Origin of the sequence: Brevundimonas sp., assembly GCF_965279155.1 — a bacterium.
Taxonomy (GTDB): domain Bacteria; phylum Pseudomonadota; class Alphaproteobacteria; order Caulobacterales; family Caulobacteraceae; genus Brevundimonas.
Genome location: NZ_OZ257138.1, coordinates 431,814 through 454,077 on the forward strand (window position 1 = coordinate 431,814; position 22,264 = coordinate 454,077).

At 67.4% G+C, this 22,264-nt stretch carries 23 protein-coding genes; 6 read left to right on the top strand and 17 right to left on the bottom strand.

Annotated features, from left to right (window positions below):
- Positions 1-23: 23 nt before the first annotated feature.
- From acpS to folK, 9 genes are all read right to left on the bottom strand, one after another.
- On the bottom strand, positions 24-425 hold the full coding sequence (gene acpS, locus ACQY72_RS02110; RefSeq protein ID WP_135196011.1) for a holo-ACP synthase: 402 nt from the start codon (positions 423-425) through the stop codon (positions 24-26).
- Entirely contained in the window at positions 422-1,162 is a 741-nt protein-coding gene (locus ACQY72_RS02115) for a pyridoxine 5'-phosphate synthase (RefSeq protein ID WP_428155394.1), read from the bottom strand. Before ACQY72_RS02115 ends, acpS begins: the two co-directional genes overlap by 4 nt.
- 4 nt (positions 1,163-1,166) lie before the next feature.
- A complete protein-coding gene (pyrE, locus tag ACQY72_RS02120; protein WP_428155396.1) occupies positions 1,167-1,751 on the bottom strand; it encodes an orotate phosphoribosyltransferase in 585 nt (194 codons plus the stop codon).
- Between the two features lie 60 nt (positions 1,752-1,811).
- A complete protein-coding gene (locus ACQY72_RS02125) occupies positions 1,812-2,480 on the bottom strand; it encodes a hypothetical protein (RefSeq protein WP_428155398.1) in 669 nt (222 codons plus the stop codon).
- A gap of 31 nt (positions 2,481-2,511) precedes the next feature.
- On the bottom strand, positions 2,512-3,378 hold the full coding sequence (locus ACQY72_RS02130; RefSeq protein WP_428155400.1) for a LysM peptidoglycan-binding domain-containing protein: 867 nt from the start codon (positions 3,376-3,378) through the stop codon (positions 2,512-2,514).
- Positions 3,379-3,540: 162 nt separating this feature from the next.
- Positions 3,541-5,625, bottom strand: coding sequence for a RelA/SpoT family protein (locus tag ACQY72_RS02135; RefSeq protein WP_428155401.1), 2,085 nt, complete (start codon positions 5,623-5,625; stop codon positions 3,541-3,543).
- A gap of 224 nt (positions 5,626-5,849) precedes the next feature.
- Positions 5,850-6,209 (bottom strand): DNA-directed RNA polymerase subunit omega, encoded by a 360-nt coding sequence (gene rpoZ, locus ACQY72_RS02140; RefSeq protein WP_135196016.1) that lies wholly within the window; start codon positions 6,207-6,209, stop codon positions 5,850-5,852.
- An 84-nt stretch (positions 6,210-6,293) separates the two neighbouring features.
- Positions 6,294-6,731 carry a cupin domain-containing protein gene (locus ACQY72_RS02145; RefSeq protein WP_428155403.1) on the bottom strand — a complete coding sequence of 146 codons (438 nt, stop codon included), beginning with the start codon at positions 6,729-6,731 and terminating at the stop codon, positions 6,294-6,296.
- 47 nt (positions 6,732-6,778) lie between these two features.
- Entirely contained in the window at positions 6,779-7,360 is a 582-nt protein-coding gene (folK, locus tag ACQY72_RS02150) for a 2-amino-4-hydroxy-6-hydroxymethyldihydropteridine diphosphokinase (protein WP_428155404.1), read from the bottom strand.
- Between folK and ACQY72_RS02155 the strand changes: the two genes are divergently transcribed.
- A complete protein-coding gene (locus ACQY72_RS02155) occupies positions 7,359-7,895 on the top strand; it encodes an NYN domain-containing protein (RefSeq protein WP_428155405.1) in 537 nt (178 codons plus the stop codon). The two genes, folK and ACQY72_RS02155, sit on opposite strands and share 2 nt — an antisense overlap.
- Positions 7,892-8,530 (top strand): uracil-DNA glycosylase, encoded by a 639-nt coding sequence (locus ACQY72_RS02160; RefSeq protein ID WP_428155407.1) that lies wholly within the window; start codon positions 7,892-7,894, stop codon positions 8,528-8,530. The genes ACQY72_RS02155 and ACQY72_RS02160 overlap by 4 nt, the downstream gene beginning before the upstream one ends.
- 3 nt (positions 8,531-8,533) lie before the next feature.
- Here ACQY72_RS02160 and smpB read toward each other — a convergent pair whose 3' ends face one another.
- Both smpB and dapA read right to left on the bottom strand, forming a co-directional pair.
- Entirely contained in the window at positions 8,534-9,007 is a 474-nt protein-coding gene (gene smpB / locus ACQY72_RS02165; RefSeq protein ID WP_159851251.1) for an SsrA-binding protein SmpB, read from the bottom strand.
- A complete protein-coding gene (gene dapA, locus ACQY72_RS02170) occupies positions 9,007-9,891 on the bottom strand; it encodes a 4-hydroxy-tetrahydrodipicolinate synthase (RefSeq protein WP_428155409.1) in 885 nt (294 codons plus the stop codon). The genes smpB and dapA overlap by 1 nt, the downstream gene beginning before the upstream one ends.
- Before the next feature lie 125 nt (positions 9,892-10,016).
- Here dapA and ACQY72_RS02175 point away from each other — a divergent pair, with 125 nt between their 5' ends.
- On the top strand, positions 10,017-12,077 hold the full coding sequence (locus ACQY72_RS02175; RefSeq protein ID WP_428155411.1) for a transglycosylase SLT domain-containing protein: 2,061 nt from the start codon (positions 10,017-10,019) through the stop codon (positions 12,075-12,077).
- A gap of 12 nt (positions 12,078-12,089) precedes the next feature.
- Here the strand turns inward: ACQY72_RS02175 and ACQY72_RS02180 are convergent, their stop codons facing one another.
- The 4 genes from ACQY72_RS02180 to ACQY72_RS02195 are packed head-to-tail and all read right to left on the bottom strand — an operon-like array spanning position 12,090 to position 15,260.
- Positions 12,090-12,845, bottom strand: a complete 756-nt coding sequence (locus tag ACQY72_RS02180; RefSeq protein ID WP_428155413.1) for an ABC transporter ATP-binding protein — start codon at positions 12,843-12,845, stop codon at positions 12,090-12,092.
- Entirely contained in the window at positions 12,842-13,831 is a 990-nt protein-coding gene (locus ACQY72_RS02185) for a FecCD family ABC transporter permease (RefSeq protein WP_428155415.1), read from the bottom strand. The genes ACQY72_RS02180 and ACQY72_RS02185 overlap by 4 nt, the downstream gene beginning before the upstream one ends.
- A complete protein-coding gene (locus ACQY72_RS02190; RefSeq protein ID WP_428155417.1) occupies positions 13,828-14,634 on the bottom strand; it encodes an ABC transporter substrate-binding protein in 807 nt (268 codons plus the stop codon). Before ACQY72_RS02190 ends, ACQY72_RS02185 begins: the two co-directional genes overlap by 4 nt.
- Positions 14,631-15,260 (bottom strand): TetR/AcrR family transcriptional regulator, encoded by a 630-nt coding sequence (locus tag ACQY72_RS02195; RefSeq protein WP_428155419.1) that lies wholly within the window; start codon positions 15,258-15,260, stop codon positions 14,631-14,633. Before ACQY72_RS02195 ends, ACQY72_RS02190 begins: the two co-directional genes overlap by 4 nt.
- 118 nt (positions 15,261-15,378) lie before the next feature.
- Between ACQY72_RS02195 and ACQY72_RS02200 the strand changes: the two genes are divergently transcribed.
- Genes ACQY72_RS02200 through ACQY72_RS02210 form a run of 3 tightly spaced genes read left to right on the top strand, consistent with a single transcriptional unit; the run spans position 15,379 to position 18,503 of the window.
- A complete protein-coding gene (locus ACQY72_RS02200; RefSeq protein WP_428155420.1) occupies positions 15,379-16,779 on the top strand; it encodes a glycosyltransferase in 1,401 nt (466 codons plus the stop codon).
- An 18-nt stretch (positions 16,780-16,797) separates the two neighbouring features.
- Positions 16,798-17,709: a class I SAM-dependent methyltransferase gene (locus ACQY72_RS02205; protein WP_428155422.1), complete on the top strand. Its 912-nt coding sequence runs from the start codon at positions 16,798-16,800 to the stop codon at positions 17,707-17,709.
- Positions 17,706-18,503 carry a TrmH family RNA methyltransferase gene (locus ACQY72_RS02210; RefSeq protein ID WP_428155424.1) on the top strand — a complete coding sequence of 266 codons (798 nt, stop codon included), beginning with the start codon at positions 17,706-17,708 and terminating at the stop codon, positions 18,501-18,503. Before ACQY72_RS02205 ends, ACQY72_RS02210 begins: the two co-directional genes overlap by 4 nt.
- Here ACQY72_RS02210 and ACQY72_RS02215 read toward each other — a convergent pair.
- Entirely contained in the window at positions 18,500-19,780 is a 1,281-nt protein-coding gene (locus ACQY72_RS02215; RefSeq protein ID WP_428155425.1) for an MFS transporter, read from the bottom strand. The two genes, ACQY72_RS02210 and ACQY72_RS02215, sit on opposite strands and share 4 nt — an antisense overlap.
- A gap of 57 nt (positions 19,781-19,837) precedes the next feature.
- Positions 19,838-22,264: an ATP-dependent helicase HrpB gene (hrpB, locus tag ACQY72_RS02220; RefSeq protein WP_428155426.1), complete on the bottom strand. Its 2,427-nt coding sequence runs from the start codon at positions 22,262-22,264 to the stop codon at positions 19,838-19,840.

Below are 22,264 nucleotides of genomic sequence, written 5' to 3' on the forward strand. Positions count from 1 at the left end.
CGTCGCGCACGCCTATAACCTGATTACGACTGCGGCAAGGCTTCGATCACCACGAAGGCGAGCGCATAGGGATGTTCGTCGCTCAGCGTCAGGTGGATTTTCGCCTCGTGCCCCGCCGGCGTCAGGCGCGCCAGATGCTCGGCCGCGTGGCCGGTCAGCGCCATAGTCGGCTGACCGGAACGCAGGTTCACCACCCCCATGTCGCGCCAATAGACATCGGCCCGCATGCCCGTGCCGAGCGCCTTGGCGCAGGCCTCCTTGGCCGCGAACCGCTTGGCGTAGCTCCAGGCCGGGTCCGGCTTGCGATCCGAGCGGGTGCGTTCCAGTTCGGTGAAGCAGCGGGTCTTGAAGCGATCCCCAAACCGATCCAGCGAAGTCTGGATGCGGCGGATATCGGACAGGTCCGCGCCGACACCGATGATCATTTCGCCGCATCCATCGCGGCCCGCATGCGGCGGATCGCGCCGTCCAGACCGATGAAGATCGAATCGCCGATCAGGAAATGGCCGATGTTCAACTCGCGAACCTCGGGGATCGCCAGCATGCGCGGCGCCGTGTCGTAATCCAGCCCGTGACCCGCATGAACCTCCATCCCCAGGATGTCGGCCTGGGCGGCGGCGGCGGCCAAGCGTTCGAACTCGACCTCACGTTCGCCAGGATCGGTCAGGTGGCAATAGCGACCGGTGTGGAACTCCACCACCTGAGCGCCTACGGCGGCCGCGGCCTCGACCTGCTCTTCGGATGGTTCAATGAACAGCGAGACCCGGATGCCGGCATCCGTCAGCGCCTTCACCACAGGGGCGATCCGCGCCTCGTGACCCGCAACAGCCAGACCGCCCTCGGTCGTGACCTCCTCGCGCCGTTCGGGCACCAGACAGGCCGCATGGGGCCGGTGGCGCATGGCGATGGCCAGCATTTCCCCCGTCACCGCCATCTCGAAGTTCAACGGCTTGCCCGCTCGCGCACACAGGGCGCTCAGCACGTCGATGTCCGCGTCGGTGATGTGGCGGCGATCTTCGCGCAGGTGGGCGGTTATGCCGTCGGCCCCGGCCGCCAGGGCCGCCTCGGCCGCACGGGCCGGATCGGGATGCGTCCCGCCGCGCGCGTTCCGCACCGTGGCGACGTGGTCGATGTTGACGCCCAGCCTGACCCGTTCGCGCATGGCTCTACTTCGACAATCTGCGGCTGCCGGGATCTTCCACCGGAAGCGCGGCCAGTTCCGGCGGCAGGGCGTCGGCCGCATAGGCCGGCACCTCCAGAGAGGCCAGGGCGATCAACGGCACGCCCACATCCACCTTGCCGCCCGAGCGATCGACGATGCAGGCGGCGGCGATCACCTCGCCCCCGGCGGCCTGGATGGCGGCGATGCATTCGCGCGACGACAGGCCGGTGGTGACGATGTCCTCGACCATGACGACCTTTTCGCCCGGCTCGACCGAGAAGCCGCGACGCAGCTTGAACTGACCACCCTCGCGCTCGACATACATCGAACGGACCTTCAGGTGTTTGGCCGTCTCATAGCCGGGAATGATGCCCCCAACGGCCGGCGAGATGGCGACATCGACCGGGCCGACCGTGGCGAAGATCTTGTCGGCCAACGCCTTGCACAGCCGCTGGCAGCGCGCCCCGTCCATGAAGACCAGGTTCTTCTGCAGGAAGACCGGGCTGTGCAGGCCCGACGACAGGACAAAATGGCCTTCGCGCAGGGCGCCGGCGTCGCGAAACTCGTTGAGGACGTCTTGGGTGTTCATGGCCGCCTGACTTAAAGCGCGCGATGCTCACGGACAAGCATTCAGGCCGTTCGCGGCCCTCTATCCACGCACATAGTCGCCGTCGATGCTGACGCCGGTCGTGCAATAGTCGGTCTGCCAAGGCTCATGGCCGGCATCCGCATAGGCCAGCGACAAGGCATCGGGTCCGTTCGCGGTCACGACCATGTCCGGAAGCTCGGGCGTCAGGGGTTTGACGCGCCAGCCGCCCTCGTCCCTCGGCGTCATCACGCCTTGAAAGTCGCACGACGGTCGGTCCTTGAACGACAACCCAATCACCAGAAGCGCGCTGCCACCGTCCAGCGGCACGATCCGCACCGGCCCCGAGAAGTCCGGTTCCTTGCGAGCAAACAGTCCGCCTGAGAAAGGCAGGCCCTCGACACGCGCCGGCCGTCCCGCCGCGAATGTTGCGGCCGCCGTCCGGTCGGCCTGAGCCGCCGTCCGACATTGATCGGTCTGACAAACCGAAACACGTTCAATGCGCGCCTTGATCGACTGTTCGTAACGCTCGGCCAGACCCGGCTCCTGCGCCTGTTCACGCAGCCAGGCCAGCGCCGTCGCCTCGTCCCGCGCGGCGGTATCCTGGCCTGCCGTCGCTTCCATCTGCGCGGGCGCGGGAGCCGGCGGCCGATCCACGCTCGCCTGACCGTCGCCACAGCCACAAACAAGCAGCACGGCGACAGCAGCCAGAGTTCGATCCAGAATTCTCATACGCGGAGTCTATCGGGCGCTGCGGACCGCATCAAGGCAGACGCACATCGAAGGCTCCGGGGCGAGACCGCTCCAGATCAGGGGTGGTGCCATGACGGTGAATCGCATCCCCGCGTCCTAGCACGGGTCCGTCCAGCGCCATGATCCAACCCAGATTGACCCGATCCGAGTAGTTCGGATTGGCGTAGTTCAGATTGTCGCCGACACTAGAAGGCGTCCCATCGGCGCGCTGAGCCAGATAGTCATCCACCAGTCGATCAACGCGCGCCGAAATGCGCGAGTCCGGCAGATCGTCCACCGAGTTCCGCCCGTCGCGACGCGAAATCGGGCCGTTGATGTCGGAGAACTGATTGCGGGCGTTCACGACATCCGCGACCGTGTCGCCCCAGCGCCCCGAAGCCTGTCGGTTCATGATGGTGTCGACGATCCCCCTGGCCTGATCATCGCCGGCGGACTGCACCCATTCGGTCTGGAGCGTCTTCTTCAGATCGACCACATCCTGCGCGCTCAAGGAGAGGGACCCGTTGTTCAAGCCTGCAGCGGCGACCGGGGCGGCGCTTTCGACGGCGGCCGGCGTCTGACGTTGCCGCGTTTCGACAGGCGTCGCCGCGCCGCCGTTCAGGCTCAGAACCTGGCCGGGACGGATCAGGTGGGGATTTGAGATGTTGTTCTGCTGCGCCACCACCCGCCAATCCAGATTGAACTTGTCGCCGATGGAGGACAGGGTGTCGCCCGACTTGACGGCATAGCTGCTGGGCTCGGCCTGGGCCGCAGCGCCCGATTTATCCGGGATCGTCACGGCCTGACCGATCCGCAGCACATGCGGATTGCTGATCTGGGGATTGGCCGAGATCACTGACGACAGGGACACGCCCGCACGCTCGGCGATAGCGGACAAGGTATCTCCCGATTTGACGACATAGTCGTCGTTGGCGGGCGGCGAACTTTGGTTTTGAGACGATGAAACGGCGCTGACGGACATCGGAGCTACTCTCGAACAGTCGTTGACCGCCCCAAAGTTCGCTTTTGCACCGTCCCGCGCAATCGGGGTTGTCCCTAGCTAGGGACGCCCTGATGTGTCGCCCCGCGCGCGTTCGACGGAGTCGACCGACGGATTGGCCCGCAGCGCCGCCATGATCATGGTCGCGTGTTTGGCGTCCTCGACCTCGACGTCCACGTCCACGTCGAAGAAGTCCTGCTGACGGTGCGCCATCGACAGGTTGATGATGTTGCCGCCGGCCTCGCCGATCAGGGTCGTAACCTGGCCCAGCACGCCCGGCGCATTGCGGATCGTCGCACGGATGCGGGCGGCGGCGACAGCGTCCGTCCCGGCCTGCGGCGTCCATTGCAGGTCGTGCCAGACCGAATCGTCGTCCGCGAAGGCAGCCAGGGTCTGGCAGTCGATGGTATGCACCGTCAGGCCGGATTCAGGCTCCAGAATACCAACGATCCGATCGCCCGGCACCGGGGTGCAGCACTGGCCGAAATGCACCGTGACGCCGGGCGTCAGTCCGCCGCCACGCACGAACAGCCGCGCCTTGTCGCCCTCGATCCGCTGCTTCTCCGGCCCGGCCTTCAGCCGCCCCTTCAGCGCGGGGAACAGGATTTCGGCGGCGGTCGTGGGCGACAGCCGGCCCCGGCCCAATCCCTCGAACAGATCCTCGTCGTTGGCGACCGCCAACATCTCCAGCACCGGCTTCAACGACACGTCAGTCAGGGATTTCTCCACGCGACCCAGCGTCTGATCCAGCGCCACCCGGCCCAACTTGATGAACTCTTCCCGCTCCGACGTGCGGATGTGACGGCGGATGGCCGAGCGCGCCCGGCCCGTCACCGTCAGGCTGCGCCAGTCGGCCGGCACTTCGCGCTTGGAGCCGCGAATGATCTCGATCACGTCGCCGTTCTGAAGCGGCGTCCGCATCGGCTTCAGTTCGCCATTGACCTTGACCCCGACGGCCGTGTCCCCGACCTCGGTGTGGACGGCATAAGCGAAGTCCAGCGGCATCCCACCGCGCGGCAGGGTCACCAGCTGACCCTTGGGCGTGAAGACGAACACCTGGTCCAGATACATTTCGAGCTTGGCGTGCTCGACCCAGTCCTCGCCGCCCTCGCCGTGTTCGATCACCTGAACAAGGTGGCGAAGGTTTTGCAGCGGATCGCGCCCACCACCCTGCTCCATCGCCTCGCGGTCGAAGCCATAGGACTGGTTCTTGTAGCGCCAGTGGGCCGCGACGCCGTCCTCGGCGATCCGGTCCATATCCTCGGTGCGGATCTGCATCTCGATGCGCAGACCGCGCGGCCCGACGACGGTCGTGTGCAGCGAACGATAGTTGTTCGACTTGGGCGTCGAGATGAAGTCCTTGAACCGCTCGGGCACCATCGGCCATTCGCGGTGGATCACGCCCAGCGCGCGATAGCAGTCGTCTTCCGCCTCGACGATCACGCGGAAGCCATAGATGTCCGACAGGGACGAAAAGCCGACCGACTTGCGCTGCAACTTGCGCCAGATCGAATAGGGCGTCTTCTGGCGGCCATAGACATTGGCCGTCAGGCCCGCCTCGGACAGCACACGCTCGACCTCGCCTGCCACGCCTTCGATGGCGCGCCCGTGTTCCAGCTTCAGCGCCTCCAGCCGCCGCTCGATGGCGGTCTTGGCGGTCGGGTTCAGGTGGGTGAAGGCCAGCTCTTCCAGCTCGGAGGCGATGGAGTGGATGCCGATCGACCGGCCCAGCGGCGCATAGACTTCCAGCGTCTCGCGGCTGATCCGCTCGCGCTTCTCGGGCTTCACATACTGAAGCGTGCGCATGTTGTGCAGGCGGTCGGCCAGCTTGACCAGCAGCACCCGCACATCCCGGCTGATGGCCAGAATGAACTTGCGCAGATTCTCGGCCTGGCGCGTGTGCTCGGCCTGAAGTTCCAGCCGGCTTAGCTTGGTCACACCCTCGACCAGAACCGCGACCTCCTCGCCGAACATGCCGGCGATGTCGTCACGCGTCGCCGAGGTGTCCTCGACCACGTCGTGCAGCAGAGCCGTAACGATGGTGGCGGTGTCGAGCTTGTAGTCGGTCAGGATTCCCGCGACCTGGATCGGGTGGGCGAAATAAGGATCGCCCGAGGCTCGCAACTGCGAGCCGTGCATCTTCATCGCATAGACGTAGGCGCGGTTCAGAAGCGCTTCGTCGGCTGTCGGATCATAGGCTTTTACGGCCTCGATCAGCTCGAACTGGCGCAGAATCGGCGCGCGCTTGACCGGCGCCTCGGGATCTGCAGCCGCAGATTTAGGGTCGTTTTTGTTTGCAGCTTGGGGCGCCGGCGGAACCGTTTCGGTCCGCGCCGGCAGGATAGTGACGCCAGGGGCTCCCTCGGGCGTCAGTACCGCTCCTCCTGACCGCCGTCGCGGTCGCTTTGCAGGGCGCGGATCAGTTCCGCCTCGGCCATGTTCATGTGTTGCGGCGCGGCCAGCAGGGCGACCGTTTCCGCTTCGTCCTCGGCTTCCGTACGCTCATCGACCCGTTGCAGCGTGGTGATGATGGTCTCAAGCAGTTCGTCCGGAACGACGGTGTCGTCGGCGATCTCGCGCAGGGCTACGACGGGGTTCTTGTCGTTGTCGCGGTCGATCGTCAGGGCGGAGCCGTTGGCGATGCTGCGGGCGCGGTGGCCGGCAATCAGCACCAGACCAAAGCGGTTCGGAACCTTCTCGATGCAGTCTTCGACGGTGACGCGGGCCATGAAATTCCTCGAACGCGGGGGAGAACCGCGTCAAATACAGATGGGGACTGACTTTTGCAACGCCACAGGGGCGAAAGTGCGGCGTCAGTCGGTCCGACGCGCCAGTGGATAGGCGATGATCAGCACCAGATCGTCTGCGCCGACCTGCTGGATGCCGACATTGCCGCCGTCATACAGATAGGCCGTATCACCGGCCTTCATCCGGGTGGTGACGCCGTCCGTGGTCACTTCCCCCTCCCCGCTGACGACATGATAGACTTCGTCGTGAGCGATGACGTGCAGGCCGATGGACGATCCTGGATGCATGACACGCTTCCTGAACTCCATTGATCGATTCGGCGCCACGCCCGAGATTCGATAGGCGGTGCTCATCCCCGTACCGTTATGCGGCGGCGGCTGGCGCACTATCGTGTCCGCCTCATGGATCACCAGACCGACGCCGGCCGGCGGCGAGGCAGGCGCAGGATGCGATTCCTGCATCGCCCCGGCAGCGAGCAGGACGGCCAGAGAAAGGACGAGCATGAAATGTCTCCCGGTGTCAGGGCAGAGATCAGCTCACGAACCGCCACCTACTTCAAGGGATGGGCGTCGCGACCGACCGACGCGGTCTCGACCAGTTTGCTCGCCGTTCCGCCCTGCGTCGGATGCAGCCAGAGCGGCGCGATCTCGACGATCGGCCCCATGACAAACCGTCGCTCGGCCGCGCGGGGATGGGGCAGGATCAACCCATCCAGATCGCCGCTCAGCCGGCCGTAGGCGATCAGGTCCAGATCCATCGTTCGCGGCGCATTGCGAACCGACCGTTCGCGACCGAACGCGTCCTCGATCCGTCCCAGCGCGGCCATCAGTTCGTGCGGATCATGGGAGGTGCGCACCATGACGACGCCGTTCAGGAAGGGCGGGTCCTGCGGATCGGGCCAGGCCAGCGACGACCACCACGACGACCGCGCCACGACATCGATGCCCTCGCTACGAAATCGCGCCAGCGCCGCCTCCAGCGCTTCGCGGCACGAGGACCATACCCCCTTGTCATTGCAGCCCAGCGCCACGATGACTGCATCATTCAGGTCGAACCCGTCGTCGATTCCGACATCGACGGCTCGCGCGGCCGCGCAGTCCGATTTTTCATCTCTTTCGACGGCATCGACCATGTTTCATCCCACCGACCGGCTGGCGATCTTCATCGACGGCTCGAACCTTTATTCCGCCGCGCGCGCCTTGCAGCACGACATGGACTTCCGGCGGATGCTGGACTGGTTCCGCGAGAAATCCATCCTGACCCGCGCCTATTACTATACGGCCGTGGTCGAGGGCGAAGAATTCTCGCCGGTGAAGCCTCTGGTGGACTGGCTGGACTACAACGGCTTTTCGGTCGTGACCAAGCCGGTCAAGCGTTTCACCGACGGTCAGGGCCACAGCCGGATCAAGGGCAATATGGATATCGAGATCGCGGTGGACATGCTGGAAATGGCTCCGCACATCGACCACGCTGTTCTCTTCTCTGGCGACGGCGATTTCCGACGAGTGGTCCAGGCGGTTCAGACGCGTGGCGTGCGCGTCACCGTCGTCTCGACCCAGAAAACCCAGCCGCCGCATATCGCCGACGAACTGCGTCGCCAGGCCGACGCCTTCATCGATCTGAACGACATGATGGCCGATTTCGGCCGTCCCAAGGGCGCCCAATGATGCTGACGCCCGAACCGCCCCGCGACTGTCCGTTGTGCCCGCGCCTGGTCGCCTATCGCCAGGAAAACGCGCGTCAGAACCCAGACTGGTGGAATGGTCCCGCCGCCTCGTTCGGGGATCCGAACGCGCGCCTGCTGATCGCCGGCCTCGCCCCCGGCCGCACCGGCGCCAACCGCACCGGCCGCCCCTTCACCGGCGACCATGCCGGCTGGCTGCTGTATGACACGCTGAAGAAGACGGGTTTCGCGCACGGTCATTACGATCCGAACGGCGAGGACGACCTAACGCTGACGGACTGCATGATCACCAATGCGGTCCGATGCGCCCCGCCCGGCAACAAGCCGCTGCCGATCGAGGAAACCACCTGCCGGCCGTTCCTGATCGACCGGCTGGCCCTGCTGCCCAATCTGAAGGTGATCGTGACGCTGGGCGACGTGTCGCGCCGCAACATCCTCAAGGCGTTCGGCCGTCCCGCCTCCGCCATGCCCGCCGGTCACGGCGCCCAGGGCGAGGCCGGCGGCTACGTCATCCTGAACAGCTATCACTGCTCACGGCTGAACACGAACACCGGCCGACTGACGCCCCAGATGTTCGAGGACATCTTCGACCGCGTCCGCACCCTGATCGACGCCTGAGACTCAGCCTTTGTCCCGCATCAGCCGCGCCTTGTCGCGCTGCCAGTCCCGTTCGGCCGAGGCTTCGCGCTTGTCGTGCAGCTTCTTGCCCTTGGCCAGGGCGATCTCCAGCTTCGCCTTGCCGGCGTCGTTCAGGTAAAGCTTGAGCGGAATGATCGTCTGGCCGTCGCGCTGAACCGCCCCGATCAGGCGGTCGATCTGCTTTCTATGCAGCAGCAGTTTACGCGGCCTGCGCGGTTCGTGGTTGAAGCGGTTGGCCTGTTTGTAAGGCGGAATATCGGCGTTGATCAGAACGATCTCGCGCCCTTCGACCGCCGCATAGCTTTCGGCGATATTGGCCCGCCCGTCGCGCAGCGCCTTGATCTCGGTGCCCAGCAACTGGATACCGGCCTCGATATTCTCTTCCAAGAAATAGTCGAACCTTGCGCGGCGATTCTCGGCGATGACCTTGGATTTGGATTGGGGCTGCGGCGCCATCAGCCGACACCCGCGTCCGCCATGGCGCGGTCGATGATCGGCTTGACCGCATCCGACGTCGGCGACAGCGGCAGGCGCGCCTCTTCGCTGCACAGGCCCAACCGCGCCAGGGCGTATTTGGTCGGCGCCGGCGAGTTGTCGAGGAACAGCGCCTTGCACAGGCCGATCAGCCGGTCCTGCCAGTCGCGGGCGGTGGCGTAATCGCCCGCCGCCGCCGCATTGTGCAGGGCGACCATGGCTTCGGGCGCCACATTGGACGCCACGGAGATCAGCCCAACCCCGCCCGTGGCGTGATAACCCAGATAGCTCGGGTCATCGCCCGAGATCAGGTCGAACTGGCCGCCGATATTGGTCCGCATCCAGCTGACCCGGCTCATGTCGCCGGTCGCATCCTTGATGCCCACGATGTTGGGATGGGCCGCCAGCCGCGCAACTGTCTCATTAGACAGGTCGGCCCCGGTGCGCCCCGGCACGTTGTAGAGCAGGATCGGCAGTTGGACCGCGTCGGCCACGGCCTCGAAATGCGCCGCCATGCCCGCCTGCGACGGGCGGATGTAATAGGGCGTCACGATCAGCGCCCCGTCCGCGCCCACCGTCTTGGCGTGGCGGGTCAGGTCTATGGCTTCCTTGGTGTAGGGCGAGCCCGTGCCGGCGATGACGCTGACGCGCCCGGCCGTCAGCCGCACGCATAGTTCGATCACGTGCTTTTGCTCGTCCAGATCCATGCTGGCGCCCTCGCCCGTCGTGCCCATCGGCACGACGCCGTGGATCCCTGCGGCGATCTGGCGCTCCAGCAATCTGGCGAATGCGGCTTCGTCCACGTTTCCGTCACGAAGTGGTGTGATCAGGGCGGTGATCACGCCCTTGAACAAGGGGGCGGTCATGGGACTAAACTTGGCCTGCGTGGGGAGGGACGATGGACGGATGTTCATCGCCTTTGCAATGAGCGCGGGACGTTAGGTCGCCAGCGGCTTCGCCGCAACCGGATTGAATGAGAACAGGACAGATCATGATAGCGACCAGTCTGGCGGCGGCCCTCGCCGTCCTTGCGCCGAACCCGCAGGACGTCCTGCCGACCCAGCCTGTTCCCTATGCGTCGGCGTCATCGTCCGTGCCCGGCTATTCCGCCACCTATCAGGGCCGCGTGCTGAACGATCAGGACACGGCGCTGTTTCGCCAGGGTCTCGCCGCCGCCCGCGCACGCGACGTCTTCGGCGCCCAGTCCGCCATGTCCCAGATCCGCGACGCCTCGGCGCGAAAACTGGTCGAATGGGCGCTGATCGACACCTCGGGCGAGCAACTGCCCTATTCGGATCTGGCGCGCGGTCAGAGCGATCTCGCCGGCTGGCCCCGCAACGAATCACGCCGCGCCGCCGCCGAAAAGGTTCTCGACCGTTCCGGCATGGGCGCCGATGCGGCCCTGGCCCTGATGTCCGACGGCAAGCCCACGACAGTGGAAGGCGCCATCGCCTATGCCTCGGCCCTGGAGCAACGCGGCCGTCATGAAGAGGCCCGCGCCCTGGTCCGCGACTGGTGGCGCACCCGCTCGTTCGACGATGCGCCCCAGTCGCGCATCCTCGGCCAGTGGGGATCCTGGCTGACGCCCGCAGACCATGAGGCGCGACTGAACATGCTGCTGCTCGGTCCGCACGGACCGGCGACGCGCAGCATGGTCAACCTGGTTTCGCCCGACCGCGCCGCCATCGCCAACACGGTCATGACCCTGCGCTCGGCCTACAGCCCCGACGCCGTCATCGCCAATCTGACGCCTGCCCAGGCGGCCGATCCCGCCGTCGTTCTGGAACGCGTGCGCCTCCTGCGTTCGCAAAACCGCCAGTCCGAAGGTTTCGCCCTGCTGGCCAACCTGCCGCCCGCCCCGGCCCACACGGCGGGCGACAACACCCTGTGGAGCGAGCGTCGCAACTACTTCCTCGACGCCTTGCAGCAAGGCAACTGGCGCGCCGCCTATGACGCCATGAACGGTCACGGCTTCACCTCGGGCGACCGGATGGTGGATGCGGACTTCTTCGCCGGCTGGGTGGCCCTGACCAAGCTGAACCAGCCCGAGGTCGCCGCCCGCCACTTCGAGGCCCTGCGCACCGCCTCCTCCACCCCGATCACGCAAGGCCGCGCCTATTACTGGTTGGGCCGGGCCGCAGAGGCGCGCGGCGAGCGCGACGCCGCCCTCGCCTATTATCGCAACGGCGCTCAGCACTGGCAGACCTTCTACGGCCAGCTGGCGGCCGAGAAGGCCGGCATGACCACGCTTCAGTTGCCGGGCGAACCCGTCCCGTCACAGTCGGACATTGCCCGCTTCGAAGGCAACGAGATTGTCCGCGCCACGCGCATCCTGGGCGAGACCGGCGAGACCAGCCTGCTGCGCGTCTTCGCCTATCAACTCGACAACGACCTTCCGACCATCAACGACCTGGCCCTGCTGATGGACCTGTCGCGAGGCTATGGCGAAGGCTTCACCGCCATGATGGTCGGTCGCGCCGCCAGCCAGCGCGGCTTCGTGATGCCCGAGCGCATGTATCCCATCCGCATCCCACCCCAGGTCGGCGGCGCCGCGCCGCTGGAGTTCACCCAGGCCATCACTCGCCAGGAATCCAGCTTCGACCCCCGCGCCCGTTCCGGCGCCGACGCGCGCGGCATGATGCAGTTCCTGCCGTCCACCGCATCGGGCGTCGCGCGCCGCCTCGGCATGAGCTATTCGGCCGAGCAGTTGTGGGATCCCGACTACAACATGACCTTGGGCAGCTATCACCTGGGCGAGCTGATGGCGTCGAACAGCGGCTCCATGCTGCTGGCGACCGTCGGCTATAACGCCGGGCCGGCGCGGTCTGGCCAGTGGGTGTCGCGATGCGGAGATCCGCGCGGCGACGCCACCGCCGCGATTGACTTCATCGAATGCGCGCCCTTCACCGAGACGCGCAACTATATGATGCGGGTGATGGAAAACATGGCCGTCTACAAGGCGCGGCTGAACGGCGGAACGGCGCCGCTGACGCCGTCGGCCGACATTTCGCGCGGTTCGGCGACCGGCGCGCGGCCCTACGTCGCCTACTGAGCCCTACGTCGCCTACTGAGCCCGGCGGGCCGCCAACAGCGGCCCGTTCGGCCCCTCGATCCAGCCGCCGTCCAGCCCGAACACTTCGCGCAGGACGGCGGGCGCCAATGCTTGGATCGGTGCTGCGTCGGCGACCACCCGGCCATTGTCCAACACGACCACGCGGTCCGCCATCGTCGCGGCCAGGGTCAGGTCGTGCAGGCTGACCAGCACCCCAGCCCCTCCATCAGCCCGCGCCCTCAGCAGCTCCAGAACCAGCCGCTGCGCATCCGGATCGAGCCCCGCAATCGGCTCGTCGGCCAGCAGCAGCGGCGCATCGACCACCAGGGCTCGTGCCAGCAGCACGCGCGCCCTCTCTCCCCCCGACATCTCGGCAACGCCTCGTTCCGCCAGATGACCGGCGCCCACCTCGTCCAGCGCCGCCACGGCCCGCGCCAAGGATTCGGCGCCCGACAGGAAAGGCGCACCCAAGGCCGCCACCTCGACCGCCGGCAGGTTCCAGGCGATCCGCCGCTCCTGCGGCAGATAGGCCGCCCGTTGCGCCCGCTGGCGATGGGACAGGTCTGTGATCTGCGTCCCGCCCAGCCTGACCTGCCCGCTGGTGGTCTCCAGCAGGCCGACGGCCGCACGAATGACGCTGCTCTTGCCGGCCCCGTTGGGCCCGCACAGGGCGACGACCTCGCCCTCCCCGACCGACAGGTCCACCCCCTCCAGAACCACGGCCTTGCCCAGCCGCGCCTGAACCTTCTCCAGCGACAACAGGCTCACAGCCGCCACTCCCGCGCCGCGCGCCAGGCGATCAGGGCGAACAGGGGCGCACCGATCAGGGCCGTGAACACGCCCAGCTTCAACTCCTGATCCGTCGGCGTCAGCCGCGCCAGCAGGTCCGCGACGATCAGCATCAGCCCGCCCGCCAGCGCCGACGGCGCCAATATCCGCTTGGCATCGCCCCGCACGGCCGCCCGCACCAGATGCGGCGCGGCCAAGCCCACGAAGCCGATGACGCCCGCCACCGCAACCGCCGCCCCGGTCGCCACCGCCGCCGCGATCAGGGCGAACAATCGAATTCGCCCCATGTTCAGTCCTGACGTCGCCGCCCCCTCGTCGCCCAGGGTCAGCATCCTCAAGCCCGATCCCGACAGAGCGGCAAACACCGCCGCGACGATCACTGCGGGCGTCACCCAGGCCACATCGACCCAGCTGCGGTTCTGCACCGACCCCAGCAGCCACGACATCACCTCCGCCGAGGCGATCGGCGACGGAGACAGGTTGAAGATCAATGCGGTCGCCGCGCCCGCAAAACTGGAAAGGGCCACCCCGAACAGGATCAGCGCCTCGGGCGCCCGCACGGTCCTGGACGCCGCGATCAACAGTCCCCCAGCCAGCGCCGCGCCCGCCAAGGCCGACAACTCGACCAATCCCGGCACGGCCGCCGCACCCAGCACGATGGCCAGCGCCGCGCCCAGGGCCGCCGTCGCCGACACGCCCAGCACGCCGGGATCGGCCAGCGGGTTACGCAACAGCCCCTGCATCACCGCGCCCGCCAGACCCAGAGCCGCACCGACCACCAGGGCGCAGACCGCGCGCGGCGCCCGCACCTGCCACAGCACTTCGGCCGGTCCGGACTTCGGATCGCCGAACGCGGCGGCATACTGCGCTCCGCTGAACGCCGTCTCGCCCGCCAGCATCGCCAGCGCCAAGGCCGCCACGATCAGCACGCCCAAGACCAGGCACAGTCGCACCGTCCCGGTCACGGCCGCCCCTCAGCCATCATCGCCACCGCATCGGCCGCGAACCAAGCGGGACAGGTCAGGCTGGACGCCGGCAACCGCGCCGCCGTCCGTCCCTCGGCCGTCCGGCGAACGACCGGATGCCGTCCAGGTCCCCGCAGATCGGCTCGCAACTGATCGAAAAAGCCCAGGATGAACCGCGCCGGCGGGTTCAGGACGATCTGCTCCACGCTGACGGCGCCGAAGCCGGGGGCCGTGATCATATTGCGAAATCCCGCCGCGCGCATCATCGCATCCATCAGCGTGCCCGGCCCGGAGGTGAAGCCCCCCGAGGTCAGATAGACCGCCCCCGGCGCCTTCGTCGTCCGGCTGACGGGCGCTGCCCGCGCCAGCTTGGCGTCCATCCGCTGCTCCAGCCGGCGTCCGCGCTCGACCTGGCCCAGATCGCGCGCCGCTGTGCGGATGTTCTGGCGAACGCCTTCCAGATCGACGGCGTCATTGATCGTGATCACCTTGACCCCGCGCTGCACCAGCGCCGTCAGCAGTCGGGGCTCACCGCCCCAGTAGCGGACCACCACATCCGGCCTGAAACCCACAGCCGCCTCCAGCGTGGGCCGTAACCGCCTATGTCCGGCCGCCTCGCGCCGCAACCAGGCGTCGGGGTCATCGGCGCGCGGCGACAGCACCAGTTCCGCATCCGGCGCAAGCGCCAGAACATATTGATCCGCACACTGATCAAGCGCCATGACCCGCAATGGCTTGGCCTGGGCCACGCCTGCGCCAGCGATCAAAACCAGGCCCGCCAGCGCACCAAGACTGCGCCTCATGGTCGAGGCAAACCGGCGAACAGGGCGTCCAGCATCGTGTCCACCAGCGTCTGACGATCCGCCCACGGAAAATACGGCTTGGTGATCATCAACGACACCACACCATGCGCCGTCGCCCAGATGGCCTGGGCCAGGATGCCGGGATCGCCTTTCAAATCGCCGGCCGCCACCGCGTCGGCCACAGTCGCCTCCAGTGTCGTGAACAGGCCCGCGCCCAGTTCGCGCGCCATGTCCTGGGCGCCCTCGCGCGCCTCGACCGGCCGCGTCAGATAGATCAGGCGATAGGCGTTGGGATGGGCGAAGCCGAAATCGACATAGCCGTCGATCATTTGTCTCAGCCGCCGCATCGGCGGCGCATCCTCGTCCGCCACTGCGTCATTCGACGCGATCAGGCACGAAAAGGCGTCGCGACAGATTTCCTGCAGGATCGCACCTTTGTCGGGGAAATGCATGTACAGCGCCGTGGACGACAGGCCGACCTCGTCCGCGATCTTGCGAATCGTCGCGCCCTCATAGCCATGCTCGACGAAGATACGTTCGGCCGCCGTCAGAATTTCGCCGCGCCGCGAATGGCCTTCGCCCTTGGGCTTTCGGATCGTGCGCGAAGAGTTCGAAACGTCAGACAAGCGGCTGCTCCGGGTGAGGCGCCCTGAATAGCGACAATCCGTCCCAGACGCCAACCGGCTTGCCGAACGCGGTTGTTTCAAATAGCGATTAACGGTTGTGAAGATGCGGGGCGAGGACATGGAGGTCTGGACACATCCGGGGATCACGCCTCGCAGGAACGGCGCCGCGCGGCGCATGCCCAGCGGTTTCCAGATCACGGCGATGATCTTGCTGGCACTGGGCTCTGCCGCCGCCCTGGTCCGCTGGCCTCAGACCGCCTTCCTGACCCTGCTTGTTCTGTTCCAGGCCGCCTTCGTCGTCTCGGCGATCTGGAAGACCGTCATCGCCATCGCCAGTCTGCGCCGGCCCAAGCCGTGCGCCCGGCCTATCGTCTGGCCGCGATACACCATATTGGCGGCGCTGCATGACGAGGCGGCGGTGACGCCGCAACTGATCGCTAACCTGGCCCGCATCGATTATCCGCCCGATCGGCTCGAAGCCTTCATCGTCCTGGAGACGCACGACCACGCCACTCTCGCCGCCGCCCAGGCCACGCCGCGCCCGTCCTGGATCAAGATCGTGGTCGTCCCGCCCGGCTCGCCCCTGACGAAGCCCCGCGCACTGAACCACGCCCTGAGACAGGCTGCGGGCGATCTGGTCACCATCTACGACGCGGAGGACCGACCGCATCCGCAACAATTGCGCCAGGCGGCGGCGCGCTTCGTCGCTCAACCCCGGCTGGGATGCCTCCAGGCGCCGCTGCGCATCCGCCCCTCGGGTCGGCCCGGTTCCGCCTTCCTTGATCGACAGTTCGCTTTCGAATACGCGGCCCTGTTCGAAGTGACGCTGCCGGGCATGGCGCGGCTGGGCCTGCCCTTTCCGCTGGGCGGCACCAGCAATCATATCCGCATGACCGCCCTGCGCGCCGCCGGAGGATGGGACGCGCACAATGTGACCGAGGACGCCGACCTCGGCTTTCGGCTGTGGTCGTTGGGCTGGAAGCTGGACGTCATCGACTGCCCGACGTGGGAGACCCCGCCCGGCGCCCTGGATCGTTGGCTGCCTCAGCGGACCCGGTGGCTGAAGGGTTATATGCAGACCTGGGGCGTCCACACCCGACGCCCGCTGGGTCTGGGACGACGCGGCCTGCTGTCGCTGGTCATGACGCTGGGCGCCGGCATCCTGTCGGCCGCGGCCCATGCCCCCACCCTGGCCTGGCTGGCTTCGGCGCTGATGGTCGGGCTTCATGCGGGGATCGCGCCAGCGACGCCTGTGGGTTCGCTAGGCGTGCTGGCGTTGGGCGTCATCGCGGCCTGGATGGGCTGCGCCGTCGGCGCCAAGCGCGCCGGGCTGGATTATCGGCTCGGCGACATGCTTGCCGCGCCCGCCTATTGGTCGCTACTCAGCCTAGCCTTCGTCCATGCCGCCTGGCGCCTGATCATCGAGCCGCACGTCTGGGACAAGACCCCACACGACGGCGACGCTCAGGCGCCGGAATTGACCGTCGTGGCGCAGGAGTCTGGACGCGAGGCCGCCTGAGCGCCTATCAGCCCGACGATGGCGCCCGTCCTTTCAAAAACTCCCGAAACGCTCGTGACCTCCGGCTGGTCCGACTACGCCCTGCTGGACTCCGGCGACGGCAAGAAGCTGGAACGCTACGGCCGCTACACCGTGGTCCGGCCCGAGCCGCAATGTTTCTGGTCCCCGCGCGATCCAGCGGCCTTCGAAAACGCCACGGCGACCTTCGACCCCCAGCAGGAGGAGGAAGATTCCGGCCGCTGGAAGTTCGACCGCCACGGCCCCATCGACGCCTTCCCCCTGAAATGGCGCGACGTGAAGTTCACCGGCCGCTTCACCCCCTTCCGCCACCTGGCCTTCTTCCCCGAACAGGCCGCCAACTGGGAATGGCTGGACAACCGCGTGCGCGACTTCTCGCGCTCAGCAGGCCGGGCGCCGAAGATCCTGAACCTGTTCGGCTATACCGGCGTGGCGAGCCTGGCTGCGGCCGCCGCCGGCGCCGAGGTCACCCATGTGGACGCCTCCAAGAAGTCGGTCGTCTACGCCCGCGAGAACGCCGAGCAGTCGGGCCTGGCCCAGCATCCGATCCGCTGGATCGTCGAGGACGCCCGCAAATACGTGGCCCGCGAGGTTCGTCGCGGATCGAAATATGACGGCATCATTCTGGACCCGCCCAAATACGGTCGCGGCCCGACCGGAGAGGTCTGGCGCCTGTTCGAGGACATGCCGGCCCTGCTGAAGGATTGCGCGGCCCTTCTGGCCGATGACGCCGACTTCCTGTTGCTGAACGCCTATGCGGCGCGTGTGTCGGGCCTGTCCCTGGCGCACCTGATGGTCGAGGCGATGCAGAATCGCGGCGGACGGATCGACTGGGGCGAACTCGCCCTGTCCGAAGACGGCCCGGACGCCCGCGCCATCGGCCTGTCCTTCTTCGCGCGGTGGAGCAAATGACGGAACGCGTCATCACCTCCCTGACCAACGACACGGTCAAGGGCGTCCGCGCCCTGCACATGCGCAAGGAACGCGACCTGACCGGGACCTTCCTGGCCGAGGGTCTGAAGTTCATCGGCGAGGCGCTGGATCAGGGCCGCGCACCCAGGATGCTGCTGGTCGGCGAGGACGCCCGTCCTCACCCACTTCTTGACCGCGCCAAGGCCGAGACGACTAAGGCTGGCGGCGATATCGTCGTCGTCACCCACGCCATCCTCGAAAAGATCAGCCGTCGCGACAATCCCCAGACCATGCTGGGCGTGTTCGACCAGGTCTATGCCCCCTTAGACAGCCTGGACCCGGCTTCGGCGCCCTGCTGGGTCGCGCTGGAGCAGGTGCGCGACCCCGGCAATCTGGGCACCATCATCCGCACCGCCGATGCGGCCGGATGCGGCGGCGTCATACTGATCGGCGACTGCGTCGATCCCTATTCGGTCGAGGCCGTGCGCGCGACCATGGGGTCGGTCTTCGCCGTCTCGATCACCAAGACCGACCCCGAGGCCTTCCTGGCCTGGCGCAAGACCTGGCCCGGCAGCGTCGTCGGCACACGCCTGGACGCCAAGGTCAGCCACCGCTCGGCGATCATGAAACAGCCGTCGCTGATCCTTATGGGCAATGAACAGGCCGGCTTGACCGACGATCTGGCCGCCGCCTGCGACGTCAACGTCAAGATCCCGATGCGCGGCCGGGCCGACAGCCTGAACCTGGCCATCGCCACCGGCATCATGGTCTATGCCGCGACCGACGAGGCCTAACGCTTCTCTTCCGGCGCCACACGCCCCATGCCCCACAGGGCGACGATGGTGACCAGGGCCGAGATCACCAGATAGCCACCGACAGCTCCCGGCCCGAATCGCTCCGCCAGCTTCAGCGCGATATAGGGCGCCAGCGACGCTCCCAGGATGCCCGCCAGGTTGAACGCCATCGACGCGCCGGTATAGCGCACCGCAGTCGGGAACGGTCGCGCCATGGCCGCGCCGATGGGACCATAGGTGCAGCCCATCAGGGCGAACCCCAGCGCAAAGAAGATCAGCAGACCTGTCAGGCCGCCCCCGAACAGCGACGCGAACAGGAAACCGAACAGCCCGATCCCCACCGACGACCAGATCAGCACCTTCACCTGCCCGTATCGGTCCGCCAGCAGCGCCGTCACCGGAATACAGGCGGCGAAGAACAGCACGCCGATCAGCTGGATCGGCAGGACATCGGCCCGCGCCAGCCCCATCCCCGTCGTCGCCCACCCCAGGGCGAACACCGTCATCAGATAGAACAGGGTGAAGGTCGTCACCCCGCTGAATGTCCCCAGCACCAGCGCCGCCTTGTGATGGGCGAACAGGGTCACGGCCGGCGCCTTGACCCGCTCGTCGCGATCCACGGCCTTCTGGAACTCGGGCGTTTCGCTGATCTTCAGCCGCACCCACAGGCCGACGAACACCAGGATGGCGCTGGCCAGGAACGGGATACGCCAGCCCCAGGCCTCGAAGGCGCCCTCGCTCATGGTCGAGGTCAGGACGATGAAGGATGTCGTCGACAGGATGAAGCCGATGGGCGCGCCCAGCTGCGGGAACATGCCGAACCAGGCCTTCTTTCCCGGCGGCGCATTCTCGGTCGCCAGCAGCACGGCCCCGCCCCACTCGCCGCCTAACCCCAAGCCTTGCCCGAAGCGGCAAAGGGCCAACAACAGCGGCGCCAGCAGGCCGACCTGCTGGTGCGTCGGCAACAGGCCGATGGCCACGGTCGACAGCCCCATGGTTATCAGGGCCGCGACCAGCGTCGCCTTACGTCCCACCCGGTCTCCGAAATGCCCGAAGGCCAGGGCGCCGATGGGCCGCGCGAAGAAGGCGATTGAGAAGGTGGCGAACGACGACAGCAGCGCCGTGCCCGGATCTTCACCGGGGAAGAATAGCACCGGAAACACCAGCACGGCGGCCGTGGCGTAGATGTAGAAGTCGAAGAACTCGATCGTTGTGCCTATCAGGCTGGCGAACAGCACGCGACCGGTGGAGTTCTTCGGCAGGACGGCGTCGGACATCATGGGCTCCCAGTTGCCCTCAGCGATGCCCGTTTCCCTGCCGTCGCGTCAAGGCGATCAGGTTCCGCGCGGCTTCACCCGGTTCGTCGGTTGCGCCTCGGCCGGGTTCTCGGGCCAGGGGTGGCGGGGATACCGCCCGCGCATCTCGGCCCGCACCGCCGCCCAGGAACCGGCCCAGAAGCGCGGCAGGTCCTTGGTCACCTGCACCGGCCGTCGCGCGGGCGATAGCAGAGCCAGGGTCAAAGGCACGCCGGCGACCATAGGGTGCGTCGTCACGCCGAACAGCTCCTGCACGCGAATGTCCACCCGCGGCCCACCCTCGGCGCCGTAGTCGATGGCCGCCGAACCCAACGGGGTGACCAACCGCGTGGGCGCCAGATCGTCCAGCCGTCGCTGCAAATCCCATGGGATCAACCCGCGCAAGGCCTCGGCCAATCGACTGTCCCCGATCCCCTCCAGCGACTTCGCCCCTTCCAGCAGGGGCCACAACCAGTCCTCATGCGCCGCCAGCAGCGCGTCGTCCGACACGTCTGGCCAAGCCGGGTCGCGGTCATGCAGGAACGCCAGACGCGCGCGCAGGCCAGACGCCTGCTCGCCCCATTTCAGCGCGCCAAGCCCATCCGCCTCGACCTCGGCCCTCAGGGCGGCGGCCAAAGTCTTCGCATTCGGCGCGCCAACGATCTTTTCATCCAGCACGATGGCGCCGATTCGCCGCGACCGGCGGATCACCGAACGCCCCGACGGCTCGCGCACCAAACGGTCCTCGACCGAGATCAGCCGCGCCAGATCGGTCTCAATCCGGTCCGCATCCAGCACCGCCGCCAGTCTCACACGGTCGCGACTGTCGCCGCCGCCCAGTTCCGCCACCGCCAACCAAGTCTCTCGCGCCAGATGATCCGTCGCCTCCAGCAACGCCCCGCGCCCGCTGGCCAATAGCAGTTCTCCAGGCTTGCCCCGCGCCTTGGCGATCCGCTCCGGGAAGGCTTCCGCCAGCAACAGGCCCGGATCAATCGTCCGACCCGATCCGCCGCCCGCCGCGCGCGCCCAGCGATCCGCCAACTTCATTGCGTCGCGCGCCCTGGGCGATCGATCCCGCGCCAGCCCGACCAGGCGATCCGCCAGATCAACGCTCGACCCGCCCAGCCCCGGCTCGCTCAACACCGCCGCGATCCGCGCCCCCGTCATCGCATCGCCCCCGTCCGACGCCACGGCGACCATATGGGCCAGGCGCGGCGACAGCGGAATTCTAGTCAGCCGCAGCCCGTGCTTAGACAGCCCCCCGTCCGCATCCAGCGCCCCCAGTCGCATCAGCACCTTGCGCGCCTCGGCCATCGCCCCGGCTGGCGGCGGGTCCAACAGGGCCAGCCCCTCGACCGACCGCGCGCCCCATCGCGCCAGGTCCAGCGCCAGGCCGGTCAGGTCCGCCTCCTGGATTTCCGGTCGCTGATGCGGGACCAGACCGCGCGTCTGTTCCTCGTCCCACAGGCGGTAGCAGACGCCCGACTCGGTGCGTCCGGCGCGCCCGCGTCGTTGTTCGGCCGAGGACCGACTGACCTTGACCGTCGCCAGCCGGGTCAGGCCGCTGGACGGCTCGAAGCGCGGCACGCGCGACAGGCCCCCGTCGATCACCACCCGCACGCCTTCGATGGTCAGGCTGGTTTCCGCGACCGAGGTCGCCAGCACCAGCTTGCGCCGCCCCGGCGCCGCCGGTTCGATGGCCCGATCCTGCTCGGCCCGATCCAGCCCGCCATACAGCGGCACGACGTCGACGTTCGGCAGTCGCAGCCGGTCGTTCACCAGCCGCGCGACCCGATGGATTTCGCCCTGCCCCGGCAGGAAGACCAGCACCGATCCCGCCTCCTCGCCCAGCACGGTCAAACAGGCGCGCGCCACCGCCTCCTCGAACCTTTCGGACGGATTGCGGCCCAGATATCGGGTCTCGACCGACCAGGCCCGCCCCTCGGCCTCAATGACCGGCGCGCCGTCGAGCAGCCGCGACACCCCCACGACATCCAGCGTCGCCGACATGACCAGCAGCCGTAAATCCTCGCGCAGCAGGCCTTGCGTCTCGCGGGCCAGGGCCAGCCCCAGATCCGCGTCCAGGCTGCGTTCGTGAAACTCGTCGAACAGGACCACGCCCACGCCCTCCAGACCCGGATCGTCCAGAATCATGCGCGTGAAGACGCCCTCGGTGATCACCTCGATCCGCGTCTTCGGCCCGATGCGGCTCTGCAACCGGGTGCGATACCCCACGGTCCCGCCGGCCTGTTCGCCCAGCGTCCTGGCCATCCGGTCGGCCGCCGCCCGTGCGGCCAGGCGTCGCGGCTCCAGCACCAGCACCTTGCCCTCCAGCCACGGCTGGTCGAGCAGGGCCAGGGGCACGACGGTCGTCTTGCCGGCCCCCGGCGGCGCGGCCAGCACCGCCGTATTGCCGCTCGCAAGGGCGGCTTTCAGCGGTTCCAGAACGGCGTGGATGGGCAGCAT

Excerpts from the sequence above, each read along its gene's own strand:
- acpS (WP_135196011.1), bottom strand. The coding sequence starts at position 425 with ATGATCATCGGTGTCGGCGCGGACCTGTCCGATATCCGCCGCATCCAG.
- hrpB (WP_428155426.1), bottom strand. The coding sequence starts at position 22,264 with ATGCTGCCCATCCACGCCGTTCTGGAACCGCTGAAAGCCGCCCTTGCG.
- rpoZ (WP_135196016.1), bottom strand. The coding sequence starts at position 6,209 with ATGGCCCGCGTCACCGTCGAAGACTGCATCGAGAAGGTTCCGAACCGC.
- ACQY72_RS02215 (WP_428155425.1), bottom strand. The coding sequence starts at position 19,780 with ATGTCCGACGCCGTCCTGCCGAAGAACTCCACCGGTCGCGTGCTGTTC.
- ACQY72_RS02160 (WP_428155407.1), top strand. The coding sequence starts at position 7,892 with ATGATGCTGACGCCCGAACCGCCCCGCGACTGTCCGTTGTGCCCGCGC.
- ACQY72_RS02210 (WP_428155424.1), top strand. The coding sequence starts at position 17,706 with ATGACGGAACGCGTCATCACCTCCCTGACCAACGACACGGTCAAGGGC.
- ACQY72_RS02190 (WP_428155417.1), bottom strand. The coding sequence starts at position 14,634 with ATGAGGCGCAGTCTTGGTGCGCTGGCGGGCCTGGTTTTGATCGCTGGC.
- ACQY72_RS02155 (WP_428155405.1), top strand. The coding sequence starts at position 7,359 with ATGTTTCATCCCACCGACCGGCTGGCGATCTTCATCGACGGCTCGAAC.
- folK (WP_428155404.1), bottom strand. The coding sequence starts at position 7,360 with ATGGTCGATGCCGTCGAAAGAGATGAAAAATCGGACTGCGCGGCCGCG.
- ACQY72_RS02200 (WP_428155420.1), top strand. The coding sequence starts at position 15,379 with ATGGAGGTCTGGACACATCCGGGGATCACGCCTCGCAGGAACGGCGCC.
- ACQY72_RS02135 (WP_428155401.1), bottom strand. The coding sequence starts at position 5,625 with ATGAAGATGCACGGCTCGCAGTTGCGAGCCTCGGGCGATCCTTATTTC.
- ACQY72_RS02115 (WP_428155394.1), bottom strand. The coding sequence starts at position 1,162 with ATGCGCGAACGGGTCAGGCTGGGCGTCAACATCGACCACGTCGCCACG.
- pyrE (WP_428155396.1), bottom strand. The coding sequence starts at position 1,751 with ATGAACACCCAAGACGTCCTCAACGAGTTTCGCGACGCCGGCGCCCTG.
- ACQY72_RS02205 (WP_428155422.1), top strand. The coding sequence starts at position 16,798 with ATGGCGCCCGTCCTTTCAAAAACTCCCGAAACGCTCGTGACCTCCGGC.
- ACQY72_RS02175 (WP_428155411.1), top strand. The coding sequence starts at position 10,017 with ATGATAGCGACCAGTCTGGCGGCGGCCCTCGCCGTCCTTGCGCCGAAC.
- smpB (WP_159851251.1), bottom strand. The coding sequence starts at position 9,007 with ATGGCGCCGCAGCCCCAATCCAAATCCAAGGTCATCGCCGAGAATCGC.
- dapA (WP_428155409.1), bottom strand. The coding sequence starts at position 9,891 with ATGACCGCCCCCTTGTTCAAGGGCGTGATCACCGCCCTGATCACACCA.
- ACQY72_RS02145 (WP_428155403.1), bottom strand. The coding sequence starts at position 6,731 with ATGCTCGTCCTTTCTCTGGCCGTCCTGCTCGCTGCCGGGGCGATGCAG.
- ACQY72_RS02125 (WP_428155398.1), bottom strand. The coding sequence starts at position 2,480 with ATGAGAATTCTGGATCGAACTCTGGCTGCTGTCGCCGTGCTGCTTGTT.